This window comes from Afipia sp. GW823-FHT06G09 (assembly GCF_058794875.1).
Map to the genome: position 1 here is coordinate 191,739 of NZ_JBXAHF010000006.1, position 21,961 is coordinate 213,699.

Annotated in this window: 20 protein-coding genes and 1 pseudogene; 10 read left to right on the plus strand and 11 right to left on the minus strand. The window is 62.9% G+C overall.

The annotated features are described in order from the left end of the window. The first annotated feature begins 31 nt into the window (after positions 1–31). Positions 32–388: a nuclear transport factor 2 family protein gene (locus AC1Q67_RS23935; protein ID WP_024927759.1), complete on the plus strand. Its 357-nt coding sequence runs from the start codon at positions 32–34 to the stop codon at positions 386–388. A gap of 242 nt (positions 389–630) precedes the next feature. Here AC1Q67_RS23935 and AC1Q67_RS23940 read toward each other — a convergent pair whose 3' ends face one another. Together AC1Q67_RS23940 and AC1Q67_RS23945 are read right to left on the minus strand one after the other, a co-directional pair. Then, entirely contained in the window at positions 631–2,970 is a 2,340-nt protein-coding gene (locus tag AC1Q67_RS23940; RefSeq protein WP_006023638.1) for a relaxase/mobilization nuclease domain-containing protein, read from the minus strand. 2 nt (positions 2,971–2,972) lie between these two features. Further along, a complete protein-coding gene (locus tag AC1Q67_RS23945) occupies positions 2,973–3,395 on the minus strand; it encodes a hypothetical protein (RefSeq protein WP_006023639.1) in 423 nt (140 codons plus the stop codon). A 535-nt stretch (positions 3,396–3,930) separates the two neighbouring features. Between AC1Q67_RS23945 and AC1Q67_RS23950 the strand changes: the two genes are divergently transcribed. Then, positions 3,931–4,632: an AAA family ATPase gene (locus tag AC1Q67_RS23950; protein WP_006023640.1), complete on the plus strand. Its 702-nt coding sequence runs from the start codon at positions 3,931–3,933 to the stop codon at positions 4,630–4,632. Further along, positions 4,629–5,054 (plus strand): hypothetical protein, encoded by a 426-nt coding sequence (locus tag AC1Q67_RS23955; protein WP_006023641.1) that lies wholly within the window; start codon positions 4,629–4,631, stop codon positions 5,052–5,054. Before AC1Q67_RS23950 ends, AC1Q67_RS23955 begins: the two co-directional genes overlap by 4 nt. Before the next feature lie 40 nt (positions 5,055–5,094). Here the strand turns inward: AC1Q67_RS23955 and repC (AC1Q67_RS23960) are convergent, their stop codons facing one another. Continuing rightward, positions 5,095–6,327 carry a plasmid replication protein RepC gene (repC, locus tag AC1Q67_RS23960; protein WP_006023642.1) on the minus strand — a complete coding sequence of 411 codons (1,233 nt, stop codon included), beginning with the start codon at positions 6,325–6,327 and terminating at the stop codon, positions 5,095–5,097. A 303-nt stretch (positions 6,328–6,630) separates the two neighbouring features. Here repC (AC1Q67_RS23960) and AC1Q67_RS23965 point away from each other — a divergent pair, with 303 nt between their 5' ends. Together AC1Q67_RS23965 and AC1Q67_RS23970 are read left to right on the plus strand one after the other, a co-directional pair. Further along, a complete protein-coding gene (locus AC1Q67_RS23965; RefSeq protein ID WP_006023643.1) occupies positions 6,631–6,960 on the plus strand; it encodes a helix-turn-helix domain-containing protein in 330 nt (109 codons plus the stop codon). A gap of 83 nt (positions 6,961–7,043) precedes the next feature. Further along, on the plus strand, positions 7,044–7,415 hold the full coding sequence (locus tag AC1Q67_RS23970) for a transcriptional regulator (protein WP_024921879.1): 372 nt from the start codon (positions 7,044–7,046) through the stop codon (positions 7,413–7,415). A gap of 82 nt (positions 7,416–7,497) precedes the next feature. Here the strand turns inward: AC1Q67_RS23970 and AC1Q67_RS23975 are convergent, their stop codons facing one another. From AC1Q67_RS23975 to AC1Q67_RS23995, 5 genes and pseudogenes are all read right to left on the minus strand, one after another. Then, the gene (locus tag AC1Q67_RS23975) at positions 7,498–7,830 is read right to left on the minus strand and encodes a single-stranded DNA-binding protein (protein ID WP_006023645.1); all 333 of its coding nucleotides are present in this window, start codon (positions 7,828–7,830) and stop codon (positions 7,498–7,500) included. Positions 7,831–8,448: 618 nt separating this feature from the next. Further along, a complete protein-coding gene (gene repC / locus AC1Q67_RS23980) occupies positions 8,449–9,681 on the minus strand; it encodes a plasmid replication protein RepC (protein ID WP_492237661.1) in 1,233 nt (410 codons plus the stop codon). Positions 9,682–9,900: 219 nt separating this feature from the next. Then, on the minus strand, positions 9,901–10,920 hold the full coding sequence (gene repB, locus AC1Q67_RS23985) for a plasmid partitioning protein RepB (RefSeq protein WP_006023649.1): 1,020 nt from the start codon (positions 10,918–10,920) through the stop codon (positions 9,901–9,903). A gap of 2 nt (positions 10,921–10,922) precedes the next feature. Next, the gene (repA, locus tag AC1Q67_RS23990) at positions 10,923–12,128 is read right to left on the minus strand and encodes a plasmid partitioning protein RepA (RefSeq protein WP_006023650.1); all 1,206 of its coding nucleotides are present in this window, start codon (positions 12,126–12,128) and stop codon (positions 10,923–10,925) included. 401 nt (positions 12,129–12,529) lie between these two features. Then, positions 12,530–13,459, minus strand: a pseudogene (locus AC1Q67_RS23995) (site-specific integrase); the annotation flags it as partial. Between the two features lie 41 nt (positions 13,460–13,500). Here AC1Q67_RS23995 and AC1Q67_RS24000 point away from each other — a divergent pair. Beyond that, positions 13,501–13,899: a hypothetical protein gene (locus AC1Q67_RS24000; protein WP_006023652.1), complete on the plus strand. Its 399-nt coding sequence runs from the start codon at positions 13,501–13,503 to the stop codon at positions 13,897–13,899. Between the two features lie 214 nt (positions 13,900–14,113). Here the strand turns inward: AC1Q67_RS24000 and AC1Q67_RS24005 are convergent, their stop codons facing one another. From AC1Q67_RS24005 to AC1Q67_RS24015, 3 genes are all read right to left on the minus strand, one after another. Beyond that, entirely contained in the window at positions 14,114–15,433 is a 1,320-nt protein-coding gene (locus AC1Q67_RS24005) for a hypothetical protein (RefSeq protein WP_006023653.1), read from the minus strand. Next, on the minus strand, positions 15,412–15,849 hold the full coding sequence (locus AC1Q67_RS24010; RefSeq protein WP_006023654.1) for a hypothetical protein: 438 nt from the start codon (positions 15,847–15,849) through the stop codon (positions 15,412–15,414). The genes AC1Q67_RS24005 and AC1Q67_RS24010 overlap by 22 nt, the downstream gene beginning before the upstream one ends. Positions 15,850–15,980: 131 nt before the next feature. Further along, positions 15,981–17,276: a site-specific integrase gene (locus tag AC1Q67_RS24015; RefSeq protein ID WP_006023655.1), complete on the minus strand. Its 1,296-nt coding sequence runs from the start codon at positions 17,274–17,276 to the stop codon at positions 15,981–15,983. A 123-nt stretch (positions 17,277–17,399) separates the two neighbouring features. Here AC1Q67_RS24015 and AC1Q67_RS24020 point away from each other — a divergent pair, with 123 nt between their 5' ends. The 4 genes from AC1Q67_RS24020 (at position 17,400) to AC1Q67_RS24035 (ending at position 21,873) form a co-directional block, all read left to right on the plus strand. Continuing rightward, positions 17,400–18,341, plus strand: a complete 942-nt coding sequence (locus AC1Q67_RS24020) for a DUF1403 family protein (protein ID WP_006023656.1) — start codon at positions 17,400–17,402, stop codon at positions 18,339–18,341. 1 nt (position 18,342) lies between these two features. Beyond that, positions 18,343–19,005 (plus strand): SMC-Scp complex subunit ScpB, encoded by a 663-nt coding sequence (gene scpB, locus AC1Q67_RS24025; RefSeq protein WP_006023657.1) that lies wholly within the window; start codon positions 18,343–18,345, stop codon positions 19,003–19,005. A gap of 88 nt (positions 19,006–19,093) precedes the next feature. After that, positions 19,094–20,728: an ATP-dependent nuclease gene (locus AC1Q67_RS24030; protein WP_006023658.1), complete on the plus strand. Its 1,635-nt coding sequence runs from the start codon at positions 19,094–19,096 to the stop codon at positions 20,726–20,728. Then, positions 20,725–21,873: a UvrD-helicase domain-containing protein gene (locus AC1Q67_RS24035; RefSeq protein WP_006023659.1), complete on the plus strand. Its 1,149-nt coding sequence runs from the start codon at positions 20,725–20,727 to the stop codon at positions 21,871–21,873. Before AC1Q67_RS24030 ends, AC1Q67_RS24035 begins: the two co-directional genes overlap by 4 nt. The last annotated feature ends 88 nt before the right edge of the window (positions 21,874–21,961 follow it).

Genomic DNA, 21,961 nt, shown 5'->3' on the forward strand with positions numbered 1-21,961 from the left:
GCAACACGTGGTTATGACGCGGGACGCTATGATGGCTTTCGCCGAGGGCTGGATCAGAGCATGGAACCGACGCGACCTCGAAGTGGTGCTGAGTCATTTCCGCGACGATGCCGTCTTCCTCAGTCCGGTCGCAGCCAAATATGTCGGCTCGTCTCGCATTGAAGGGAAAACCGCCCTCGCCGACTATTGGCGTTCGGCACTCGACAAGCTGACCGCGCTTGCGTTCACACTCGACCGCGCGACATGGGATCCCGTCCGACGAGAGCTCAACGTGATCTACGAGGCCGATCTGAACGGACAGCGGCACCGGGCCTGCGAACTCATGATCTTCGACGAGCACGGCGAGCAGATCCAGGGGGAGGCTTTCTACGGGGCGGAGCTTCCATAGTCTCCCGTCTCCTCTCGTCCGGCACCGTCACCAGCCGGCTTCTCGACCGGCTTCGAGCTCGAGCACCCAGCCGGGATCGAGGATCCGGCGCATCTTAGCGGTCGTCTCGGGGATCAGTCGGAACAATCGCGTGTTTTGGCCGGAGGTGAACGTCTCGCAGATCTCGTCGCCAATTTTAGACCTTGCCGCGGCGCCAGGCGCGAGAACATGGTAGTCTCGTGCCGTCCGACGTTTCTGGATAACTACGTCATCCGCTGTGGTTTCGTCGACTGAGCCTGGGCCCCCTCGCTGGCTTCGATCTCACGAATGATTTGCTCTTGTTCGGCACGCAGCTGCGCGAGCGCATCGCTCTGAAGTAGCGTCGGCGACAGGCGGTCGGCAGGATGTTGCGCGAGCGATGCTGCTGCCTCGCGCGCCGCCGCCGCTTCCCGCGTCTCCTGCGCTGCTGACTTCTGCGCGCCGGCGACGATCGCCCGCTCGGCGCGGAGTTCGCGCTGGGACGTCGGGTCGATGCCGGCCGTGGCTTCCTCCCGACGCTCAGCGGCAATCGCGCGATCTGCCAATCTCGCGGCCGCAGCGGCCTCACGCTCTTCACGCTGCTGAATTCCGCTCGCCCGCTCGATGAGCCTGTCGGCATTGGCACCGGCGATCGCCTCGACTTCGGCGCGCGTCATCTGCTGGATGCCGTGTTCTGAAGCTCGTTGCAGGTCGACGCGGTTTGCGAGCGTCTCGAGATATCGCGATGAGGCCTCGCGAAATTGCTGTTTCGTCTCGCCCTGCAGCAGGTCGCTCGTTCGCGATACCGCGTCGTTCATGAGGCGCAGATCCTTTGCCATCTGCTCCGATGTCACTGCCATGGTCGGGTTCTCCTTCGTCAGCTGCTCCACGCGTTTCCCGATCGTCTGCACGATAGACCCGACAGTCTGGGCCATGAGCAGGCGCTCGAGCATGTCCTTTGCTTGCGCGTTCGCCGGCTGCTCGGTTACAATCGTCCGCCAGGCCTGAACGCCCTCGTTAACGAACTTCAGGTCCTGCGCCCTCAGGGGTAAGCGAATTGGATTTGTCCGCGCGACCGCGATCCGCTGCCGGGCATTGTCGATGAGCCGCCGATTGGCTGGATCCGCGGCATAGGCGCGATCGCTTGCCTCTCGTGTCGGCCGCGGCCGATCCGCCGCTTCGACGATCGCCTTGTCCTTGGGGCCGTAGCTTTGCGACGACGCGCGCTCGCGTGCGGATGTCGCGACGATCTTGAGACCTTCCGCCTGCGCATGCTGGGCATAGACTTGGCGCCATTCGCTGAAGGTCTCTCGGCTCGGATGCAGCTTCTGCCCGGACTCGCTTTTGACCGCGACGACGGCGTGGACGTGGACATGGCCGTCGGCCTCCTTGTCGGTGTGGACGCCGAATATGAACTTGTGATCGGCAAAACGATCTTGCAAGAACGCGCGGGCAGCCCGCGTCAGCGCGCCAACGTCCGTCCCGGCCTTCGCCGACACGATCAGATGCATGGTATCACGCGAGGATTGCGAGCGGAGCGTGGCTCCCCATTCTCGCGCCGCGGTCTTGGTCTCGGCGACATTGGCGATCGCGCGGCCACGATCGTCGATCGCAGGCCCTTTCTCGATCAGCTTATTCAGCCGATAGGTAACGCCGTCGCGGCCATGGCTCGTGGCGCCCGGAGCGATGGCGATTGCGTCCGGCGCCAAGCCGGTGGCTACCGTTATCCGCTCCTTCGCGCGCGCTTCCGACGCCAGATCGAGCCGCTTCCGGGTGAAACCCCTGCCCTCTTCTCCGACGCGCTCTTCCCGAACCCGGAAGCGCTCCTTGCCCGCTCCAGCCATTGCTGTGACGATGCGCGCTTCGAGCTCGCCCTTCTGCGTGACGTCGAGGCGATAAGCATACCGGTGGCCTTCGAATCCCGCCGCGATCGCCTTCTCGTAGGTTTCCCTGCCCTCGGTCGTGTCGGCCACCCCCTGCAGGGACAAGCGCACGGCGCCGACGTCGTGGCTCTCGGCCCGCTTGGCGAAGTTGGTCGACCAGGCCTTGATCTCGTCGGCGACGGCTTGGCGATCGGCGAGGATCCGCCCGTCATACGTTTCGAGCGCGACATCCTCGCGCTGAACATATTGGCCGGTCGCCGTCGCGCGGGCGACTCCACGGGCATAGGACACCACCTTGATCACGGCGGGCTGGTAGCCGGCCGCCAGCTGACGAGCCCGGCCGACCGCCTCGCCCTGCCCCGCCGCGCGCGCGCCTCCCCCGCCAGGACCGCCGCCTCCCGCGACCTGACCGGGTTTCGAGCCCGACGGTGCCGACGTCCCTCCTCCGCCTCCGCCACCGCCGGCCGAGGTCGGCAGGAGCCGCGTCCGCTCCTCATCCCGGCCGCCGGTGATCGTCGTCCCGCGGATGATCTCCTGCGCGGTCGGCGCCTTGGGGAGCGGCGCGACGCGACCGCGACGGGCGCGTAACTCGTCGTCGAGACCAAGCGATCGCCGGCGCCGCGTCTCGCCGGCATCACTGACCGCGCGACGCGCGGCCTCGACCAGCTCAACCCACCAGGCGATCTGCGCGTCCCGGTTCATCGCTACTCCCGTCCAGAGAGCTCGGCCGGCAACGAGAGTCGGGCCTCGCGTCGCAGCTTGGACCCATAGGCGATCGTGATTTCAGTGAGCTCGTCGTTGATCGCCGAGACGATCTCGTGCAGGCCGCGCCACACCGGCTCGGTGTCTTCGATCCGGACCGCCTGGCCGCGATGGATGGCCTTGAGGACCTGCGAGAGGTTTCGGCCGACCATGCGGACCTGGCTCGCAAGCTGGACGACGGCGCGGGTATTCTCGGCCGACAGGGCAGGACCCGCCTGCACCGATGCGCGGATCAACCGGCGCACGACCTCGGCCTTGGGCAATCCGAACAGCGCGACGGCTTCCTGGAGCCGCTGCTCATCGAGCTCCGACAGCTCGGTCCGAAGCCTCGGCTTGCGTCGCGGTGCCTTCTCGGAGCGGGCCATCGGCTCTCCCCTTCCCTTCCGTTTGCAAGGCTCGGCGGCCGTTAGGCCGGAGCCAAGGCGTGGGCATCGACCCGATGACCACGAAGGCGCGTCAGCGCCCTTCGGCTGCGTTCAGCAGCCGTCCCCCGGTTTGGCCCACAAACCGGTATCTTGTCAACCAATATCTATTAAACCGTATGTAAGACTTCGCGCATGAAGAGCGCTCGCGCCTGGACAGCCGTCCCTTGAACCCGAAGGCCCGCTTGGCGCACAGCGCCCACGTTAAGACCGCAATGAAGAATTACCGTAACAGCGCAACACTGCAACGCATTGCTCCGACAACAATGCACTACCGCACGAATGCGCTCCGCCAGCACCGCATTGGCGACATCACGCACTACGGCAACTCGCTAGAACGACAATGCCGTATCAACGCATCACCTGAACACCGCATCAAGGCTTTCCGGTACTTCCGGAATGACGAATTGCAGCATAGCCGCATGTATATTATACTGTATGTTGATTTCTGTTAGAGCGAGCGACGGAGGGCTTGACGGTGCCGAGTATATTCGCAGTGGCGAACCCAAAAGGCGGGAGCGGCAAGACCACGGTTGCGATCATTCTCGCTGGTGAGTTCGCGAAGCATGGCTACTCCGCCGCGATCGTCGACGCCGATCCGCAGGGCTCTTCATACCAGTGGCATGCTTCCTCCGTCGCGCGGGGGTTGAGCCCGCAGGGCGTCGATCTGGTCCGCGCCCCCGACGAATCCGCATTGGTTCAAGCCGTCGAACGCCTGGCCGGTTACGACGTTGTGGTGATCGACACGCCCGGCTATTACGGCGAGGTACTGATCCAGTCGGCGCTCCGGGCCGACCTCGTCGTGTTGCCGTGCAAGGTACATACGTTCGATGCGTCGCAGGTCGTGCGGACCCTTCGCAATCTCGAGCAGCACGCCGCCGCGGCACAGCTGCCGATGAGCCAGCATCGGGTTCTGTTCAATGAATACGACAGCCTCGACCGCAACACGCGACCCCTCCGCGAGGTCGTGGCCTACCTCGACTCCGAGCACGTGCCGGTCTGCTCGACGGCGCTCTACCGGCGTGTGACCTACCGCACGATGACAAGCGGCTTCGGAACGCTTTACCAGATGAGCGACAGGGACGAGTCGGTGCGCAAGGCCCGCTACAATGCCGATCAGGTCGTCCGCGAGTTGCTCGCAGCGAGCCAGGGCGCGGCGACCGGCGAGCCGGTCGCATGAGCGACGGAGCTCCCAGCGAGAAGTCTGACCGGCCTCCCCTTCCCCGCGATGCGTTCCGCGCCCAGCGCGCAGTCGCGCCGGCCTCTCAAAAAGCTGTCCTTCAGCCCGTGGTCGTCACTCCTGCCTACGACGATCCCGTTACGCCGGCGCCGGCGCCAGGCAGATCGCCATCGCAAGCCGCCAATTCTATCTCATCCAAGCGAGGGGAGCGGCCACCACGAAATCGCGAGCGCAATCCGTTCGAGGCTTATGGCGAACGCGCCTCGTCGCGGCCCTACGCGCTTCGCCTTCCCGATCCAATCGACCTGGTGCTCCGCCAGCTTGCCGCCGAGCAACGCACGCAGCCGCTGCGCATCGTCGACCGCGCCCTCTATGATCTTTTCAAGCGGCTCGGTCGATTGCCGCCCGCCGACGACTCGTAGTCGCCATTGTGAAAGAGGCGTCACGAAGCACGAATCGCTGCTACGCGCTGTCGTCCGGGAAGGAAGGTCCTGCAGGTGTCTTCATCTCTGCTGGATCCTTTCCACGTTGCGCGCCGCGGAGAGCCATCAGCATAGGCCAGATAGAGAATTGGCCGGCTGCCGCACGCCGGGCGAGCGTCCTGAGGTAGCCGCCGGGATTTTTGATGCCGTTGCCGCGCTGGAGGATCAGCGCCAAGGTGACGCTCGCCGGCCCCTGCCCCATTGCAGCACAGGCCTCTTCCCACGCGCTTGGGCTGACGCCGAGAAGCGGGCGCACGATGACGGCGGCGTCCACCACGTCCCGTATCGTTCGCAGCCCGTGGCGGGCGTAGTCCACAAAATCAGGACACGTCTCGGCGACGAGCCGGACAGGGACTGCTGATGCGACATCGCGCTCGATGTCGGGCTGGAATGCATTGCTGGCGCTTTCGGCGCCGGCTTTCGGCGTCGGGTTCGTTGCTATGGACGCATTTGCGGACGGTTCGCGTATTGGCCTTGTGGGTTCGATATGACTCTCAAGAATTTCGAGGATCCGCCCCGACAGCTCGACCAGCGCCGCGGCGAGCGGCTCGAGGGCAGCGCGGCACGGCGTGCGTGGTCGGCCGTCGATCAGCCCCAGGAATTCGTGGTGCAGTGCTGGCCAGTCGGCATCGACGCCCCGTTCAACACCCAGCGCGAGCATCTTTGCGATGTCGCGGCGCGCGAGCGTGACCTGCTCGCGCAGCGCATCGAGAACATGTCGCTCCTCGACAGCGCGAGCGGCGAGTTCCGCAAGGTCGTCGACAGCCGCCACGAGCGGGCTGAGGTCGAACCCGAATGCCAGCTCGATGTCGCCGCCTGCTGCGCGCCGAGCGTAGCGTTTGCCATTTGGGCTATCCCGACGCTGGATAAGACCCGATTTCACAAGAGCGGCAATATGCCTACGTAAGGTCGACGCAGGGATGCCGTGGGCGCGTAGCGAGAGCTCGCGATTTGATGGAAACACGACGAGATCCGTGGACCCGAGTGTGAGCACCGTGTCCGGGTGGAAGCTCAGCAACGCATTCAGGACGGTCAGCGCGCGATCGGAAAGGGCAAGGGCGGCCTTCGCTTCGCATGCGTGGCGAAACGTCTTCCATTTGTGGCAGGCCTTGCCGGGTTGGCACTGCCGAACGTCGCGTTGAATCCGAAGCGCGGCCGGGGACAGCGCGCCGCATCCAAAAGGGGCGATAGGATTGAAGCCAAGCATCTGCATTCGCGTCCTCTCGTTGCGAGAGCGCGTGGCAAACAAAGACCGTGGCGTGAAAACGCTGAGTCTCTTGAACTGTCGGATCGCGCGAGCTAGGATGCCTTTGCGTTTGGAGGCCTCGCTGGCGATTGCCGTCGCCAGCCCGCTGACCCTCTTGAGAGACCCGGCTCTGCCGGGTTTTTCTTTGTCTGAACGCACTTCTCCTGGTTGAATCAGATCAGTACATTATATTGAATGTTAGCCGGCCGTCCAATATGTAGGCTGCGGCGGCATGGGTATCGTTCGGATCATCGTTCGGAGGGAAGGCTCATGGCTGAGAAGTCATGCCGACGCAAAGCAGATCACGCAGCGAAGGGATGTTTGCTCATAGGAGCGTTTCAGTCGGGGCTCGAAGCACTGCGTCTCGAAGCACAGCTAACCCGTGGAGAGTTCGCGAAAAGCCTAGGGATCCCGAGATCAAGCTACTTCCACCTGATGACGACAGCAGCGAATCCAAGCCTTAGTTACATTGAACTCATCGCGGAACGAGCGGGCGTCGACCCTCTGACCTTGTTGCGGAAGCGGACCTCGGACCGTCGGCACGAGGGCAACTCAATCGGCTCGATGAAGGGAAGCGCATATTCAAAGAATTTACGGTAGGATTGACAACGTCCAATATACTAGACTTCAGACGTAATGTATGGTGAATCGGATGCGGAGTTTTGTCCGAAAGCCCTTTCGCCATGTCGCCTGTTCGCAAGCCTCAGCCAGTCGATCATTCGGTGCTGAATGAGATGCTGGCCATCCGTCTGCAGCAGCTCGAGATCGAAAATGGCGGCATGGAAGCATTCCTGCCGAAGACCGGGCTGGCGCGCGGGACCTACTATACGATCGTCCGCGGCATCGGGAATCCAACTTTGCGTACGATCGAAAGGATCGCTTCGAGCCTCAACATGAGCGTGTTTGAGTTGCTCGGCTTCGATGTGTCGGACGCACGGCGCGCGCTCAAGAAGAGCGGTGTCGATTACGACGAGTTGACGTCGGCGATCAGCAAGAAAAATCGCGCCGATCGCGCCTTGGCACGTCAGACGCGATCGCGAAAGCTTCCTTCCTGACGGCGCCGGCGCTCGATGCGGCGACCAACTGCTCAAGATTGATGGAAAAGGTGGGGAGGCTTTCGCCTCCCCACTGGATCGGTTATGCGGCTGAGCGCTCAGCGGCCTGGGCGAGGCGGCCAAATTCCAGGGCGATCAGGTCGACGGTGTAGATCCGCTTGCCGTCGCGCTCGTAGCTGTTCTGCCGCAGGCGGCCCCGCGCGTGGACGAGGTCGCCCTTGCTGACGTGCTCGTTCACGTAGCCCTGGATCGACTTGGTGAAGATCGTGACCTCGTTCCAGTGCTGGTCGTCGTTCCACTCGCCGCCCTTATCCTTGAAGGGATAGTTGACGCAGACGGTAACACGGACTGTCTTGCCGACGTGCTTGATGGTCCCGACGTGGCCGATGAGGGTGAATTCGGCGATGTTGCGCATAGTCTCTCTCCATCTTGTGGGGCTGCGCCCCGTTGCGATGGCGATCCGTCATGGCCGGGAAGACGGCACAGAGCCGAAGCCCGCGAGACGCGGGCGAAGGGCGAGCGCAGCGCTGCGTCCCGTCAGGCCGTGAATTTTGGCGCCGCTGGCGCGTGCGCGAGGAATGCCGGTCGGGGCCCCGCTCGCGGGGTGATCCGGCAGGGGAAAATTCTCGGGCGTAGGGACCGCCGTGCCGGCGACGGCCATAGGAATCCAGCCATGCAACCGGGAGCGCCGCCCGACCTGTAGAGAGGAGCAATCGTCGTCGTGCTACCTGGACCACACGCCGTGCCCATCTCGCGGTACGGAAGACCGGGATGTCGATGCCTGCCCATCAAGGACCGAGGGTTAGCAAGGAAGCGCCGCACGGATCGGGGTCGACCAGGAAAATCAACCACGGCCGGATCGAGCGGCAGCGGCGAACCGCCCTGCGATGGATCCGACGGCAGGACCGCCGCGCCAACGCCGGGAGCGCAATACCCGAGATCCGCCCAGCGGCAGCGGCCTCGCCGACGCGGGATGCCGACGGCCGATCGAACCACTGGCGAGGCCTGCCTTCTGCCAACGTCGCCCGCGCCATCATGCGGATCGCTTCGTGCGCAGTTGCGCGTTTATCTGCGACATCAGGATTGGGCCGAGCGAGAATTCTCCGACCTTGGCCCGTTCGGTCAGACCGCGCAGATAGCCGCCGGCGGAGCGGATTGCCGCGCCGCGCTGCAAAATGCACGCGACAACCACCGCGGCCTGCATTTCGCCCATGACGGCTTGCGCCTCCTCCCAGGCGCTGGGACTGATCCCAAGCATCGAGCGCACAACGGCCGTGGTCGCCAGCAGGTCGCGCCAGTTCGAAATTCCGCCTTTGGCGTAGTCGGAGATGTCCGGGCAAGCGTTTAATACCATTCCAAGCGGATAGGCCGTTTCCGTAATCCTCGGCGTTTGGGGTTCTGGCACCGCCCTCGCCGCCCGGCTTCCTCGAAAGCCAGGTTCAAGATCAATTAAGGGGTCTGGATTTGAATTCTGTATATGGCGCTCATTTCGGGACTCATTGGCGCTCATATCCTGTGTTTTTATATGTCTTTCCAGGAGGTTGAGTACGTCGTCAGCCAGTTGAGATAGCTCCTCCGCCGCCGCCTCGAGCTGCGTGCGCGTCGCCGTGCGCGGAACCCCCTCGACGATCGAGCGGAAGGCGGCGTGCACCTCGGCCCAGTCTGCAGGCCCCTGCCCTCCCCTGCGCGTCGGCACGCGCTCCTCGAGACCGGTCGCGATCATCTTGGCGATATCGCGCCGGCACAGCGTGATGCGTTCCCGCGCGAGCTTAACGGCGCGCGCCTCGGCTTCCACGGCGGCTGCCAGGCTTTCGAATTCCTCCGAGCGGACAACAAGCGGCGAGAGGTCGAATCCGAACGCCAGCTCGATCTCGCCGGACGCGCCTTTGCGCGCGTAGCGCTTGCCGTTGGGGCTGTCCCGCCGGATGACGAGGCCCGCGTCGACCAGGACCGCGAGATGGCGTCGCAACGTCGACGCCGGCATGCCGTGCGCGCGCAGTGACAGGAGCTGGTTCGAGGGGAAAACGACAAGGTCGTCCTCGCCCGTCAGCGCCGTCTCGGGATGGAAGGTGAGGAGCGCGTTCAAGACCGACAGCGCTCGCTCTGTCACGCCGAGGCTCGGCCGTGCCCTGCAGATGGCTTGGAAGATCTTCCACTTGTGCACGACCTTCTCAGGCGGCCGGGATGACGCGACGATCTGTGTTGCCACATGGGCAAGCGTCAGCGATCGCCGCCCGAAGGGCGTCGTTGATTGATAGGGTTCCATGTCTTTGCCTCGTTCGGGCAAAGGAAATCTGCTCGCCAAAACGGCGCCGTCTCGCATGAGACACTTGACTGCGATTCGCGGAAGTGATTCTCTATCAGTCGCCAAACTAAGACAGAGGCTTCCGGGACGGTGACGTTTCGGGGGCCTTTTTCTTTTGCCTAGGTTTCTCCTGAGCCAGATTGCACCTGCCCAGCCGGCTCATTCCGGGTGGGTGTTCCTTCAGTCCTCGCCGGACGCGGCGCGGTATTCGTCGTAGAGCCTTTGCAAGTGCTCGCGAACGAATTCGCCAAATTGCGGGGCTACGCGGTCGTCGAAAGTCAGACTGAGCTTCTTGCCGGTTCGCATAACCTTCGCTGCGAGCGTGCCGTCGGCCGCCGACCAGCTTTCCGCCCGCGCCCGCGCCGCCTTGGTGCGCAACGCTGCGACGAGTGCTTCGAACCGCTTGTCGCTGTCTTGGTCAGCGAACCCTTCCTCCTTCACAAGCGCGATGGCGCGGTGTCGATTGCCGTCGCCATCAAGGAGATCGGTCAACTCCTGCCATCGAACGCGGCCATAGCCAGGCGCGGCGCCGATCGCCTCGACGACCTCGGTGGGGACGCGGGTCGCAACCGCAATGAGTCGCGATAGCGCAGCCTTGTCGACGTTCAACGCCGCCATGATTGTCTCGCGCGAAAACTTGCGCTCTTCGAGTCGCGCGGCAAAGCGGGCTCGCTCGATAAAGGTTAGGTCGGTTCGACCACTGTTCTCTTGGCCTTGGGCGACCACCAGCTCTTCGTCGCTCAGAGCGCGGACCACCGCCCGCACCTTTCTTCCGAGCGAGCGGGCAGCGCGTAGGCGCCGGTGCCCGAAGGCTACCTGAAAGCGGCTTGAATTCTCCGGGCTCGGGCGAACGAGGATCGGCGTATTTTGACCGTGCTCGCGGATCAACTCTTGGAACGCCGCCTCATCGGCCGCGCTCGCCTCCATGCGGTCCGGTACGAAGGAATCGTCGACGAGGGCCGGATCGAGCTCGACGATCGTCTGCCCCTCGAGCAGCTGTCTCTCCAACTCGTCGGCCCTATCCGCTCGCTCCTTGATCCCGCCGAGGTTCTGCGAGATCGCACCGAGCGCGCCCGGTTGCTTGAGCGGCCGGTCCAGGCCCAGAAGCGGCCGGACCTGGTTGGCCGACAGTCGCGCTGGAGGTTCTTGCGACGCTTGTGGCTCGCTGGGCACGTGGTCGAAGCTTATCTTCCGAGCCATGCTCAGACCCTCTTCCAGACCTGCCTAATTAAACCCTCGATCTCACCGTTGACGAGGTCGAGAGATTCAATCGCACGGTCATAGGTCGGACGGGAGAAGCCCTTCCGATCGACCTCGTAGAGTGTGTTCTTGGTCAATCCGGCATCGGCGATGGCCGTGCTCTTGACCATCGGATGGGTCAAAACTCGTTCACCCAAGATCGAGCGCATCCAGCCCACCAATTTGGTCTGGGGCGCGTCGCTCGGTTCGTATCGCGTGACCAGATAGCGCATCCAGTCGTAGTCAGTCGCCGCGCCTGCATTGGCGACGACATCGAGCAAGCCAGCGGTCATGTTCAGGAACTGAGACATCGACATTACGTCCAGCATCTGAGGATGGACTGTGATGAGTACAGCTGTCGCGGCGCAGAGTGCCGAGAGGGTCAGGAACCCGAGTTGCGGCGGGCAATCGATGATGACGATGTCATAGGCATCGCTCACCTGCGCCAGTGCTTCACCGATGCGAGCGAAGAACATCTGGCCGCCGTCCTGCCGCGTCATCAACGCCTTCGGCGTCTCATGCTCGAACTCCATCAGTTCGAGTTGACCGGGGATCAAATGAAGCGTGGGAATGTAGGTAGCCCGCACAATTTCGGCCATCTCGCGGCGATCGCTGTCGTACCGAATGGCGCCATAGATCGTGTCATTGTCCGCGACGTCGAGTTCGGGCTGCAGTCCGAAGAGTGCAGTCAGGCTCGCCTGAGGATCCAGATCGATAGCCAGCACACGATATCCGCGAAAGGCGAGGTATTCGGCCAGATGGGCCGATGTCGTCGTCTTGCCGCTTCCCCCCTTGAAGTTCATCACCGCGAGGACCTGCAACTTCTCATTTTCGCTGCGGCGAGGCGTGTAGCGGCGGCCGCCCTTGCCAGAAGCGTCGAGCGATTGGCGTAGCGCCTCGACATCCTCAAGCGAATACATTCGACGCCCATTGGGAAGGGGATCGGGCCCCTTCCCTTCAGAGGCGAGCTGACGGAGATAGCCGTCGGCTATTCCGATGAAACGCGCCGCCTCGGATGGAGAGAACGGACGCAACGTCTTTTTCGCCTCCGGGGGAAAGTCCTCAAGCTGCCTCGCGCGAAGCCGCATTGACAGCTCCGCCGCATCGGCGTTGATCAACGACCTGAGATCGCGAGGCGCATTGTCTTTCGGCAGAAGCGTAGCGGGCATCGGTTTCTCTGCATCTGCGGTTTTCTGAGCAGGTCGGCCCAAAAAGCGTTGAACCCAAGTTATGCCCGATTCTTTCGTTGCTGCAAGGATTAATGGGTTAATGAGAAGTTAACGGAATGGTCTCAACCAAGGCGGAATTCGGCTTTGGCGCGCTTAAGAGCGTATGTTTGCCCTTGCACGAACTGTCGCACCTCACGTGACTGGGTTGTACGCGGACAACTTAACGCGCGCGCGGCGCGAGTCGGGGAGCGTTCAACGCCGCGCCGTACGGTACACCGGCACTTGTTTGTGCGAGCTCCCGCCTATATTCGCGCCAGACAGAGGGGGCCGAAGCCTGACGAGGCTGACCTGCGTCGAGTTGTACGCGGACAACTCAAGCCATTCATTTCATCAGCCGCTACTCAAACACCGAGCCGGGCCGCCCTGCCCTGAGCGCGCTCCGCCTCGTTGTAGTAGCTCGCCGCCTGCTGGACCGACCGATGCTGCGACTGCTGCATCGCTTCCGGCAAGCCGATGCCCTGGCGCGCCGCCTCGGTGAGATATCCCGCCCGCAGCCCGTGCGCCGTGAACTCCTTGGGATCAAGCTCCGCGATCTCGCAGCGTCGCTTGACGATCAGATTGATGGACTGCGGCGTCAGTGCTCGCTCGTCAAGAGCCTCCCAACGGTCAATCGCGCGGAAGATCGGGCCTCTCCGGATATCGGCTCGCTCGAGCCACTCGCGTAACGCCTCGACGGGCGGGCCGACCAGGAACACTCTGCCCGCCTCGTCAGCATCGCCGGTCTTCGTGCGACCGAGCTGGATCGAGACGCACGGCAAGGTCGGCGACTTCGGATCAAGCGGATCAAGCGGAACGCCGGGTTCGTCGCTCAGCTGTTCGACACGCAACCGCGCCACCTCGCTCCGCCTCCGGCCTCCGGACGCGAACGCCAGCAGCAGGATCGCGAGATCGCGCGTATCGGCGAGCCGATCGGTCGCGCAGGTTGCGGCCAGCTTATCGAGGCCGTCTCGCGTTACCGAGCGCTTGCTTTTACGGCGGCGCGGCCGCGGAGAAGCGCGGACAGCCAGACGCACGGCCGAACGAAGGCTCGGCGCGCTGAGCGGACTGTCGATCCCCTTCCAGCGGTGCAGCGTCCCCCAGCTGGCAAGGCGCCGCCTCACCGTATTCGGCGCGTGCGGTCCCTCGGTTCGCAGCAGGCCCTCGGCGCGCAGCTCGCCAGCGACGTCGGCTGGCATGCCATGGCGCAAGTCGATCGCGCGCTGCGCGGGATCCCACAGATGATGCGCGACGAACGTCGCGACTCTCAAGCACCTCGCCAAGGAAGGCATGGGCGAGAACAGTCCGCGTCGGCTGGATTTTTCGCTACGCCTATTTGTGGGACTGGCAGCACCGCGAGGGCCGAGAGGAGGGCGACAAGGACCGGCCCTGCCTGGTGCTGGCGATCGTCATGACGACGGAGGAGGGCGCGCCGATCGTGCGCGTCCTGCCGATCACCCACACGCCGCCCACCAATCCGGCCGACGCAATCGAGATCCCGGCCGACGTCAAGGGACGTCTGCGGCTCGACGCCGAACGCTCGTGGATCGTGCTGACCGAGAGCAACCGCTTCGCCTGGCCCGGGCCGGACCTGCGCGCCGTCGACACCGAGAGCGGCTACCACGGCGCGCTGACACCGGGCCTGTTCGCGGAGGTCAAGCGCCGTTTCGTCGCGATCGCCCGGGGCGAGGTCGCGACCAGCGCGCCGCATCAAAGCGTGCCGCGTACCGAGTGACGGCCGCCGGCGGCGGCCGCGGGCGTCCGGAAGAGGGCAGGGGGCTGGCAGCGGCGCTGTCCTCTGGTCGATCGGAGGCCCGGCGGGCGTGATTTTCCGGGGCTCTGGAGCGCGAGAATCGCTGATTTGCGTTCTGACGTCCAACACTATCGATAAGGGCCAGTTATCGATAGTCATAAATCATCGAGCCAAGGATCTAGCCTGAAGCACTTCGCTACGCCGCGGCGGCGGATTCGAGCTCCGTATCGAAAGCGTCTCTTTCAACGCGGCCATGATTCATCAGCAAAGTTTGGATCGTCAAAGGAGATACATCGAAGTGTTCCGCTACGTCCTGCTGGCTTTCCATGGAGTAGTCGCCAGCCAGCATCTCATCGACCGCTGAAAATGGGCTAAGAAACTCAGCAGCAAAGGACCTCTGCATCTTCTGGCGATAAGTGTATGCCTTCGTAGCTGGCAACAGGCGTCCAATGGGGGGGCGAGCTAGACGATCACCAAGGAGCCGCGCGAGCTCAAACCGCCGACCGGAGCGCCATTTGGAGCGCAACACCACTCGGCTCGCATTTTTGTGAACCTCATCCAGCGCAAAAGAAATATCAGGCGAGCCTCGGCGATCGTCAATTACGGCCTGATCAACGCCTGCGATCTCAGCAAGCTTGCGGCTGGAAATTGGCTTTTCGCCCAACCGCTCCTGTTCGCGCAGCGCACGAGCCGCCGATGCACCAACTCGGTAGGCTGGTATCTGCCCACCGATACGTAAGCCAATTTCAGCAGGCAGGCGCGCTACGTCCTTCGGAGCAGCGTCAAAGCCGTAGCTCGTGGCAACATCGCGGAGATGATTGCCCGTAAGGATCTTTCCGCTCTGACCATGTTCCGCTGCGAGTTCCTCGACGGCCGACGCACCTAGGTCAGCGATGTCCTTTACAAGGTGTTCTACGACCCCGCTTTCGGCGGCGTCTGGATCTCTTCCTAGTAGGGCTTCGAGTTTGCGGGCGCGAGCAAGCTCGGGCACCCGACGTTCCTCACAAACGCTGGCCCAAATCGTCTGAAGATTGCTTCCAGATATCGATGCCCAATCCAACCGTTCGATCACTTGACCAATGAAAAGATCAAGTTCGGACTCGAATTCGCTCGCGGGCAAGATCCCAGCGTGGTCAGCGATGTATCGGAACGGAGTTTGCGGACGCTCGGTTGTAGGTTTGGAAATAAGTGCGATCCGCTCCCCATCAGAGAATATCGTAATATTTGGCCAGATATACCCAGATCCGATAGTTGCCATACGGTGAGCGTACGGCCAGTCGTAGGCGTTGGAACGAGGCTCCCAACGCAGCCGCCACCAGTTCCAGGCAAGCCATTCGGCTAGGTGATAGGCGGAAAGCAGGGGCGACTGACGAAGACGGTTGGCCAGGACGTCGTTTCCCTCAGTCAACCAAATGCCTTGGGCCTTGATGCCGAGCGCGGCAAAGCAGGCCCGCTCCTCCGGCGAGCCTACGTCGAGCGACTCCCAATCCGCCGCTATCGTCCAGCTGGCTGGCATCTCTGCTTCCAAATCGCTTTCACGTTGTCACGCATATCGTCCTCCTCTTCGAGGCGATAGCCGTGATAGACTCCTGTGGTCATAGGATCCGTCTTGGCCTCATAAACTTCACCTTCCATGTCCACGGACCAGATAAACTTCGGGAAGCCGTCAAAGGCAAGCTCGCTTACCATTCCGAGGTTAATTCCCTGCTGCAAGAGTCCCTGTGCCTCCGCCAGTGGCACAGTTCGAAGAAGATCACATAGTGATTTCGTGGGGCGTGGATTTGTACGCTCAAGGCCGTAGTCAGCGGGATTTCGTTTGTGGTGACCGCTGCCGATATAGCGCGCGCGAAGAGCCAGCTCCTCCTTTGCGCCGTCGGACAATAGATCTTGAGGTGCCACTCGCCTTTTCGGATTGTTGCCCGCCCGTTTCATTCGTCTTCGTTTCCTAGAAATTCCATCAGCCCCACTGTATCAGACTTTGGCATGGAACTCATTCGTAACTACCTGTCGTGCCTATGTGATGCCTAGATGCAGCTGGCACAGAAGGGGAGGGGGTTTTGGCCCTACAGCCCGCTCGCCTTGGTGAGATTGACCCGGAAGCGATCTCGCCGGCGCTGGTATTTGCGAGTCATCTCGGCGGATGCGTGGCCGAGCTGTTTCTGCACGTAGCGTTCGTCGACCTCGGCCGAGGACGCGAGGCCAGCGCGCAGCGAATGCCCCGCGAACTTTTGCTCCCGTTCGCCTTCCGACAGGTCGCCCCGGACGCCAGCGGCCAATGCGACGCGTTTGACCAGCCGTGCCACCTCCTGGTCGTTCAGCCGCTCAGAGCCCACCGCCTTGCCTTGGCCGGTGACGCGCCGGAACAGGGGGCCATGGGCGATGCGAGCGAGTTTCAGCCAAGTCTGCAGAGCAACGACCGGGCAGGTGGCATCAGACGAGCCGCGACCGACCTCAACCTCGCGCCAGCCGGTTTTGCCGCGTAGCGTCACCAGAACGCCCTTGTCGAAAACCTCGACCCAACCGCGTCCGTCCTCGGTCTGATCCCTGGCAACGTCGAGACCGACGATTTCTGAGCGGCGCAGACCGCCAGCAAAGCCCAGCAGCAGCATGGCGCGATCGCGCAGACCGCGTAGCGTGCCGCGGTCGAAGGTCTCCAGCATCGCGATCAGGTCTTCCGGGAGGATGGCTTCCTTCTGAAGGGGAGGGGAGGCGTGGGTGTTGCGGATGCCGGCCATGACCGTGGCGATGTGGCGATCCTTCCTGTCCAGCGCCTGGCCGCGTTGCGCATAATTCCACGTCAGCGAGGAGAGCCGGCGCTCGATCGTCGACACGGAGTTCGGCTTCTTGTCGCCTGTTGCCTTTCCGGACGCACATGCGGTGATGTAGAGGCCGACCACCTGCGGATCGGGCGGAAACATCTCGACGCCCTGCCGGCGGCACCAGGTGGTAAAATGCTTCCAGTCTGCCGCGTAGGCGCGGCGCGTGTTGGCTGAACTCGCCGCCTCGACATAGCCACGCGCCCGATCGGCGAGCGCGTCGAGATGCGCCGGCAGGCGCGGGTTCGACACGACCGGAAGGGGAGGGGGTGAGGAGTGGTCGGCATCGCCGGCGGAAAGCCAACGATTTGGCTTTCCGAACGACGAACGCCCGGAGCCATAGCGGAGGGCTTCGGCTTCCGCCGGCGGCTCCTCCGGTATCTTTCCCATCTCCATGACCACGTCGATGATATCCGGCAGGTCGTCCTTGAGCTCGGCCGACGGCCGCGCCGCCGAAACGTCAGCCGTTGGCCCCGTGCCGTGGGACGGTCCGGAGGGTCGATCGACGTAATTTCTCGGCTTCTGCTCGACGTTTTGGGCCATTCTTTATATAAAGAGCAAAACGACCGATAATGCAACATTATCGGTCGTTTTTATTTTCCGACAGGCGCGGCGGTTTTGTGCGATTTGGGTGGCGAAAAGCGCCGCGTGGAGATAGGCTCGATCATGGCCTCACGCGCGCGACTCATGCCCGATGCCCCGCCGACCTTCCCGCCGTTTCCGGGCTGGGTGCGGCAGGGCGTGACGTCCGAGAGCGTTGATGACGCGATGTTTTCGGCCGGCGCCGCGCTCGCCGCGATCCATCCGATCGCGCGCAGCGAGCATCCATTGGGATCATTGTGGCGGCATCGGCTGTCGCTGTCGAACGCCGCGGTGCTGGCCCGGCACGGCGGACGCACCGAGGACGAGGCGGCGCTGCGCGACGCCTGGTATCTGCGCCGCGACGGTGACGATCCGGGCCCGGGCGGGCGCATCCTGAAAGCCTGGCGGCATCTCGGCGAGCGCAGCGCCATGGCGTCGAAAGACTGGACCCTGCGGTTGTCGGCGCTGTTCGAGGTGCGCTTCAGCGACGCGCTCGAGGATGTCGTCGCCCAGGCCGACAAGCTGATGACCGGGCAGGGGAATGCCGTCGCGGCCGCCGCAGAGATTGCGGCGGCCAGCCTGCGCTTCGTGCCGCAAAGCGAGCCGCTTGCCCTGTGGCTCGCCGACATGATGCTCGCCCAGCGCCTGAAATGGCCGATGGCGGTGCCGCTGATCGCGAGCCAGATCCGCCGCGGCGATCTGCGCGTGGCTGTGAAATCCAACGTGGCGGATGAAGCCTGGCCGAGGGCCTGCGCCCAGGCCTATGCGCGTGCGGCTGCAAGCGCGGCGGATCTCTATGTCGAGCTGGCGCGGCGCGCCGATCGCCTGCTGGCGGCGGCGCCGAAGCTGCGCGGCAAGGACGCCGACACCATGGTGGCGATCCTGATAATGGAGGATGCGCAGCCCGCGGGCGCCGGCAAGACCGCGAGCGACCGCAGCATGCGCCGCCTGTTCGAGCGCCTGGTGGCGCTCGGCGCCGTCCGCGAGCTGACCGGCCGGCCGACCTTCCGATTGTACGGGCTCTGACATGGGACGGCGGGCGCGCGCAAAGACGGATCTCGACCTCGACCTCGCGGACCTGCCGCCTGAACTGCGTTGGCGCGAATGGATGGGCCGCGTCGAGGCGGTGATCTTCGCCTCGCCGGCGCCGGTGACGCGCGAGGTGCTGTCGCGCGTCGTCGGCCGCGATTGCAATCTCGACCTAATCATTGACGACATCCAAGACGAGCTGCGCGGCCGGCCCTACGAGCTCGTTTCCGTCGCCGGCGGCTGGCAATACCGCACCCGAAAGAATTTCGGCGATACCATCCGGACGGCAATCGGCGGCGGCGCCGACAAGTCCCTGTCGCAGGCCGAGAACCTGATCCTCGCCTGCATCGCCTACTACCAGCCGATCACCCGCAGCGAGCTGTCGCAGTTCTTCGGCAAGGAGGTCAGTCGCGACACCATCGGCCACCTGCGCGGCCTCGGCTTCATCGCGGCCGGACCTCGCAGCCCGCAGCCGGGCGCGCCCTACACCTATGTGACGACCAACGGCTTCCTGTCGCACTTCGGCTTCAACACGCTACGCGACCTGCCGGACATGGAAGCGCTTGAGGACGCCGGCCTGCTCAGCAAGGAAAAGTTGTTGGCGGGGGATATTCCCATCGCTCCCGGCGGACTCGTTGATGAGGATGATCGCCTAGATTGAACGACCCGTCGGATTGGCCAGTGGTGATAATATCGCCTATGTCGCGATTCGCGGGTGCGGCGTTTCACGAACTCAGCATCGAGGGCGCATGAAGATCGCCAAGGTAAAGATCACCAACTTCAAGTGCTATGAGGAGACGTTTTCTCTCGCGCTCAACGATGCCCTGAACGTCATCGTCGGCGGCAACGAGTCCGGAAAGACCACGATCCTGGAGGCGATCCACTTGGGCTTGACCGGGATGCTAAACGGCCGCCCGCTCAAAAACGATCTGACCAGCTACCTCTTTAATTTGGCCGCGCAGCAGAAGTACGTCGCCAGCCTGAAGACCGGGTCACCCTTACCGCCGCCGGCGATCACCATTGAGCTGTTCTTCTCGGGAGACTCGAGCGAGTTGGCCGAGCTCGAGGGCGACGGGAATTCCGAGAAGATTAAGGCAAGCGGCGTGATATATCGCGTCGAGTTCGACGAGGAGAATTACAAGGGTCCCTACGAAGCGATCGTGGCGGCCGGGGAGCTGACCTCCATTCCCGTAGAATACTATGCTGCGACCATGCGGTCGTTCGCGCGCAAGGGGATCACCTCGCGCAACATTCCGATCAAGTCCGCGCTGATTGATTCATCCAGCGCCCGGCTTCAAAACGGGTCCGACGTCTATGTCTCGCGGATCATCCGTGACGTGCTGGAGGAGACCGAGCGCGCTTCGATCTCGCAGGCGCACCGAAAGCTGAAGGAGGCTTTCGTCGAGGACAAGAACCTGAAGCTGATCAACGATCGGATTACTAAGGCCGCGAAAATTAGTCAGAAGTCCGTCTCCATCTCTGTCGATCTGTCGTCCCAGACCGCCTGGGAAAGCAGTCTGATGACCTACATCGACTTCATCCCTTTCCAGTACATCGGCAAGGGTGAGCAGTGCGTGATCAAAACTAAGCTCGCCCTCAGCACCAAGAAAAACGCCGAGGCCACGGCCATCCTGCTGGAGGAGCCGGAAAACCATCTGTCGCACGCTCGGCTCAACGAATTGATCGCTGACCTAACTGCCCAGCACGGCGAGAAGCAGATCATCATCTCGACCCACAGCAGCTTCGTGGCCAACAAGCTCGGCCTCGACCATCTGATCGTGCTGCGCGAGGGCAAGGTAGTCCGGATTTCGGAGCTGCAGGCCAGCGACTTCTTCAAGAAACTTGCAGGGTACGACACCTTGCGCCTGGCTTTGGCCAAGAAGGCGATCCTGGTGGAAGGCGACTCCGACGAACTGGTGGTCCAGCGGGCCTACATGGACGCCAATGGCGGGCGCTTGCCTATTCAGGACGGGATTGACGTCATCTCGGTCGGTACGGCCTTCCTGCGCTTCCTCGAGCTAGCGCTGGCGTTGAAAATCCCGGCGGCCGTGGTGACCGACAACGACGGCGACACCGCTGCAGTGCAGAAGAAGTACGCCGCGTTCGATGGCCAACCGTCGATCAGGATTTGCTTCGACCCCGACGTCGACACGGGTGGGCTGACGGTCAAAGAAAAGCCCTTCAATTACAACACGCTTGAGCCAAAAATCTTGAAGGCGAACGGTCGAGAAGCCTTAAACAAGATGCTCGGGACCGCTGCCAAGACAGACGATGAACTCCACCTTCATATGCGCGCCAACAAAACCGATTGTGCACTGGCCATCTTCAGTTCGAAAACGGCGATTACCTATCCTGACTACATTACCCGGGCGATCGCGCCGTGATTGGCCAGAATAGGCTGGTCATCGCGGCAGCCGGCTCCGGCAAGACCACCTACCTCGTCGAAGAGGCACTTAAGATTAGGGACCAGCGGGTCCTGATCACCACCTACACCGAATCCAACGAGGCGGAGATCCGCCAGAAATTTTTCGACGTCGTTGGCCATGTTCCGTCGAACGTGGTGATCATGACCTGGTTCAGTCTCTTGATTACCCATGGCGTGAAGCCGTTTCAGGGTGCTGTGTTTGAATTTCTGGTCAAAGGCATGGCATTGGTCCAAGCCCAGTCGGCCATTCGCTACACCAACAGCCGGGGCATCGCGGTGACCTGGCCCGAAGGAGACATCGCAAACCACTTTTTTGATCGGCGTGGACAGGTCTTCTCGGACAAGCTGTCCAAGTTGGTGATCCGATGCAACGAGCAGAGCGGCGGCGCGGTCGTCGACAGGCTGAGCCGGGTGTTCCCTCACGTTTTCATCGACGAAGTCCAGGACCTCGCTGGCTATGATCTCGACATCATCGAAGCGCTGGCGCGAAGCCCGGTCCGCCTGCTGATGGTTGGCGATCCTCGGCAGGTGACCTACCTGACCCATAACGAGCGCCGCTTCGCAAAATATGCCGACGGCGGCATCGCAGACTTTTTACGGTCGCTGCCCAAAAAGCTGAAGATCGAGATTGACGAGGTAAGCCTGAACCGATCGCACCGTAACAGCGAGGCCATCTGTGCGGTGTCGTCACGGCTATTCCCCGGGTTTGCTGCCACTCAGGCTTGCGAGTGTGCCTCGTGCCATCGCCCTCTGCCGGCCAGCGCTGGCGTATTCATCTTGAGGATCGCAGACTATGATCATTATCTGGCGACCGTCAGACCCGTGCAGCTGCGCGACAAGGTCACCAGCAGGGGCGTCGACCCGTCGTCGCAGGCGGTGAACTTTGGAGAATCCAAGGGACGTGGATTCGACCACGTCGTGATCCTGCCAACGGATCCGATGAAGCAATGGCTTGCCGATCCGGACAGCAAGCTGGCGGCACAAAGCCGAGCAAAGTTTTATGTTGCGCTCACCCGCGCGCGTTACAGCGTAGCTATTGCGATGGATTGGAGATCGGCCTCGCTGCCCGCGGGCTTTTCACTCTACCAAGTGCCAGCAATCTGATTCTGGGATCTCATCGGTCGCGAGAACCTAGCTATGCAGCTAACGCGACTCCGAAATCGTCCCATCGCTTCTACACCCAGCGAAAGCC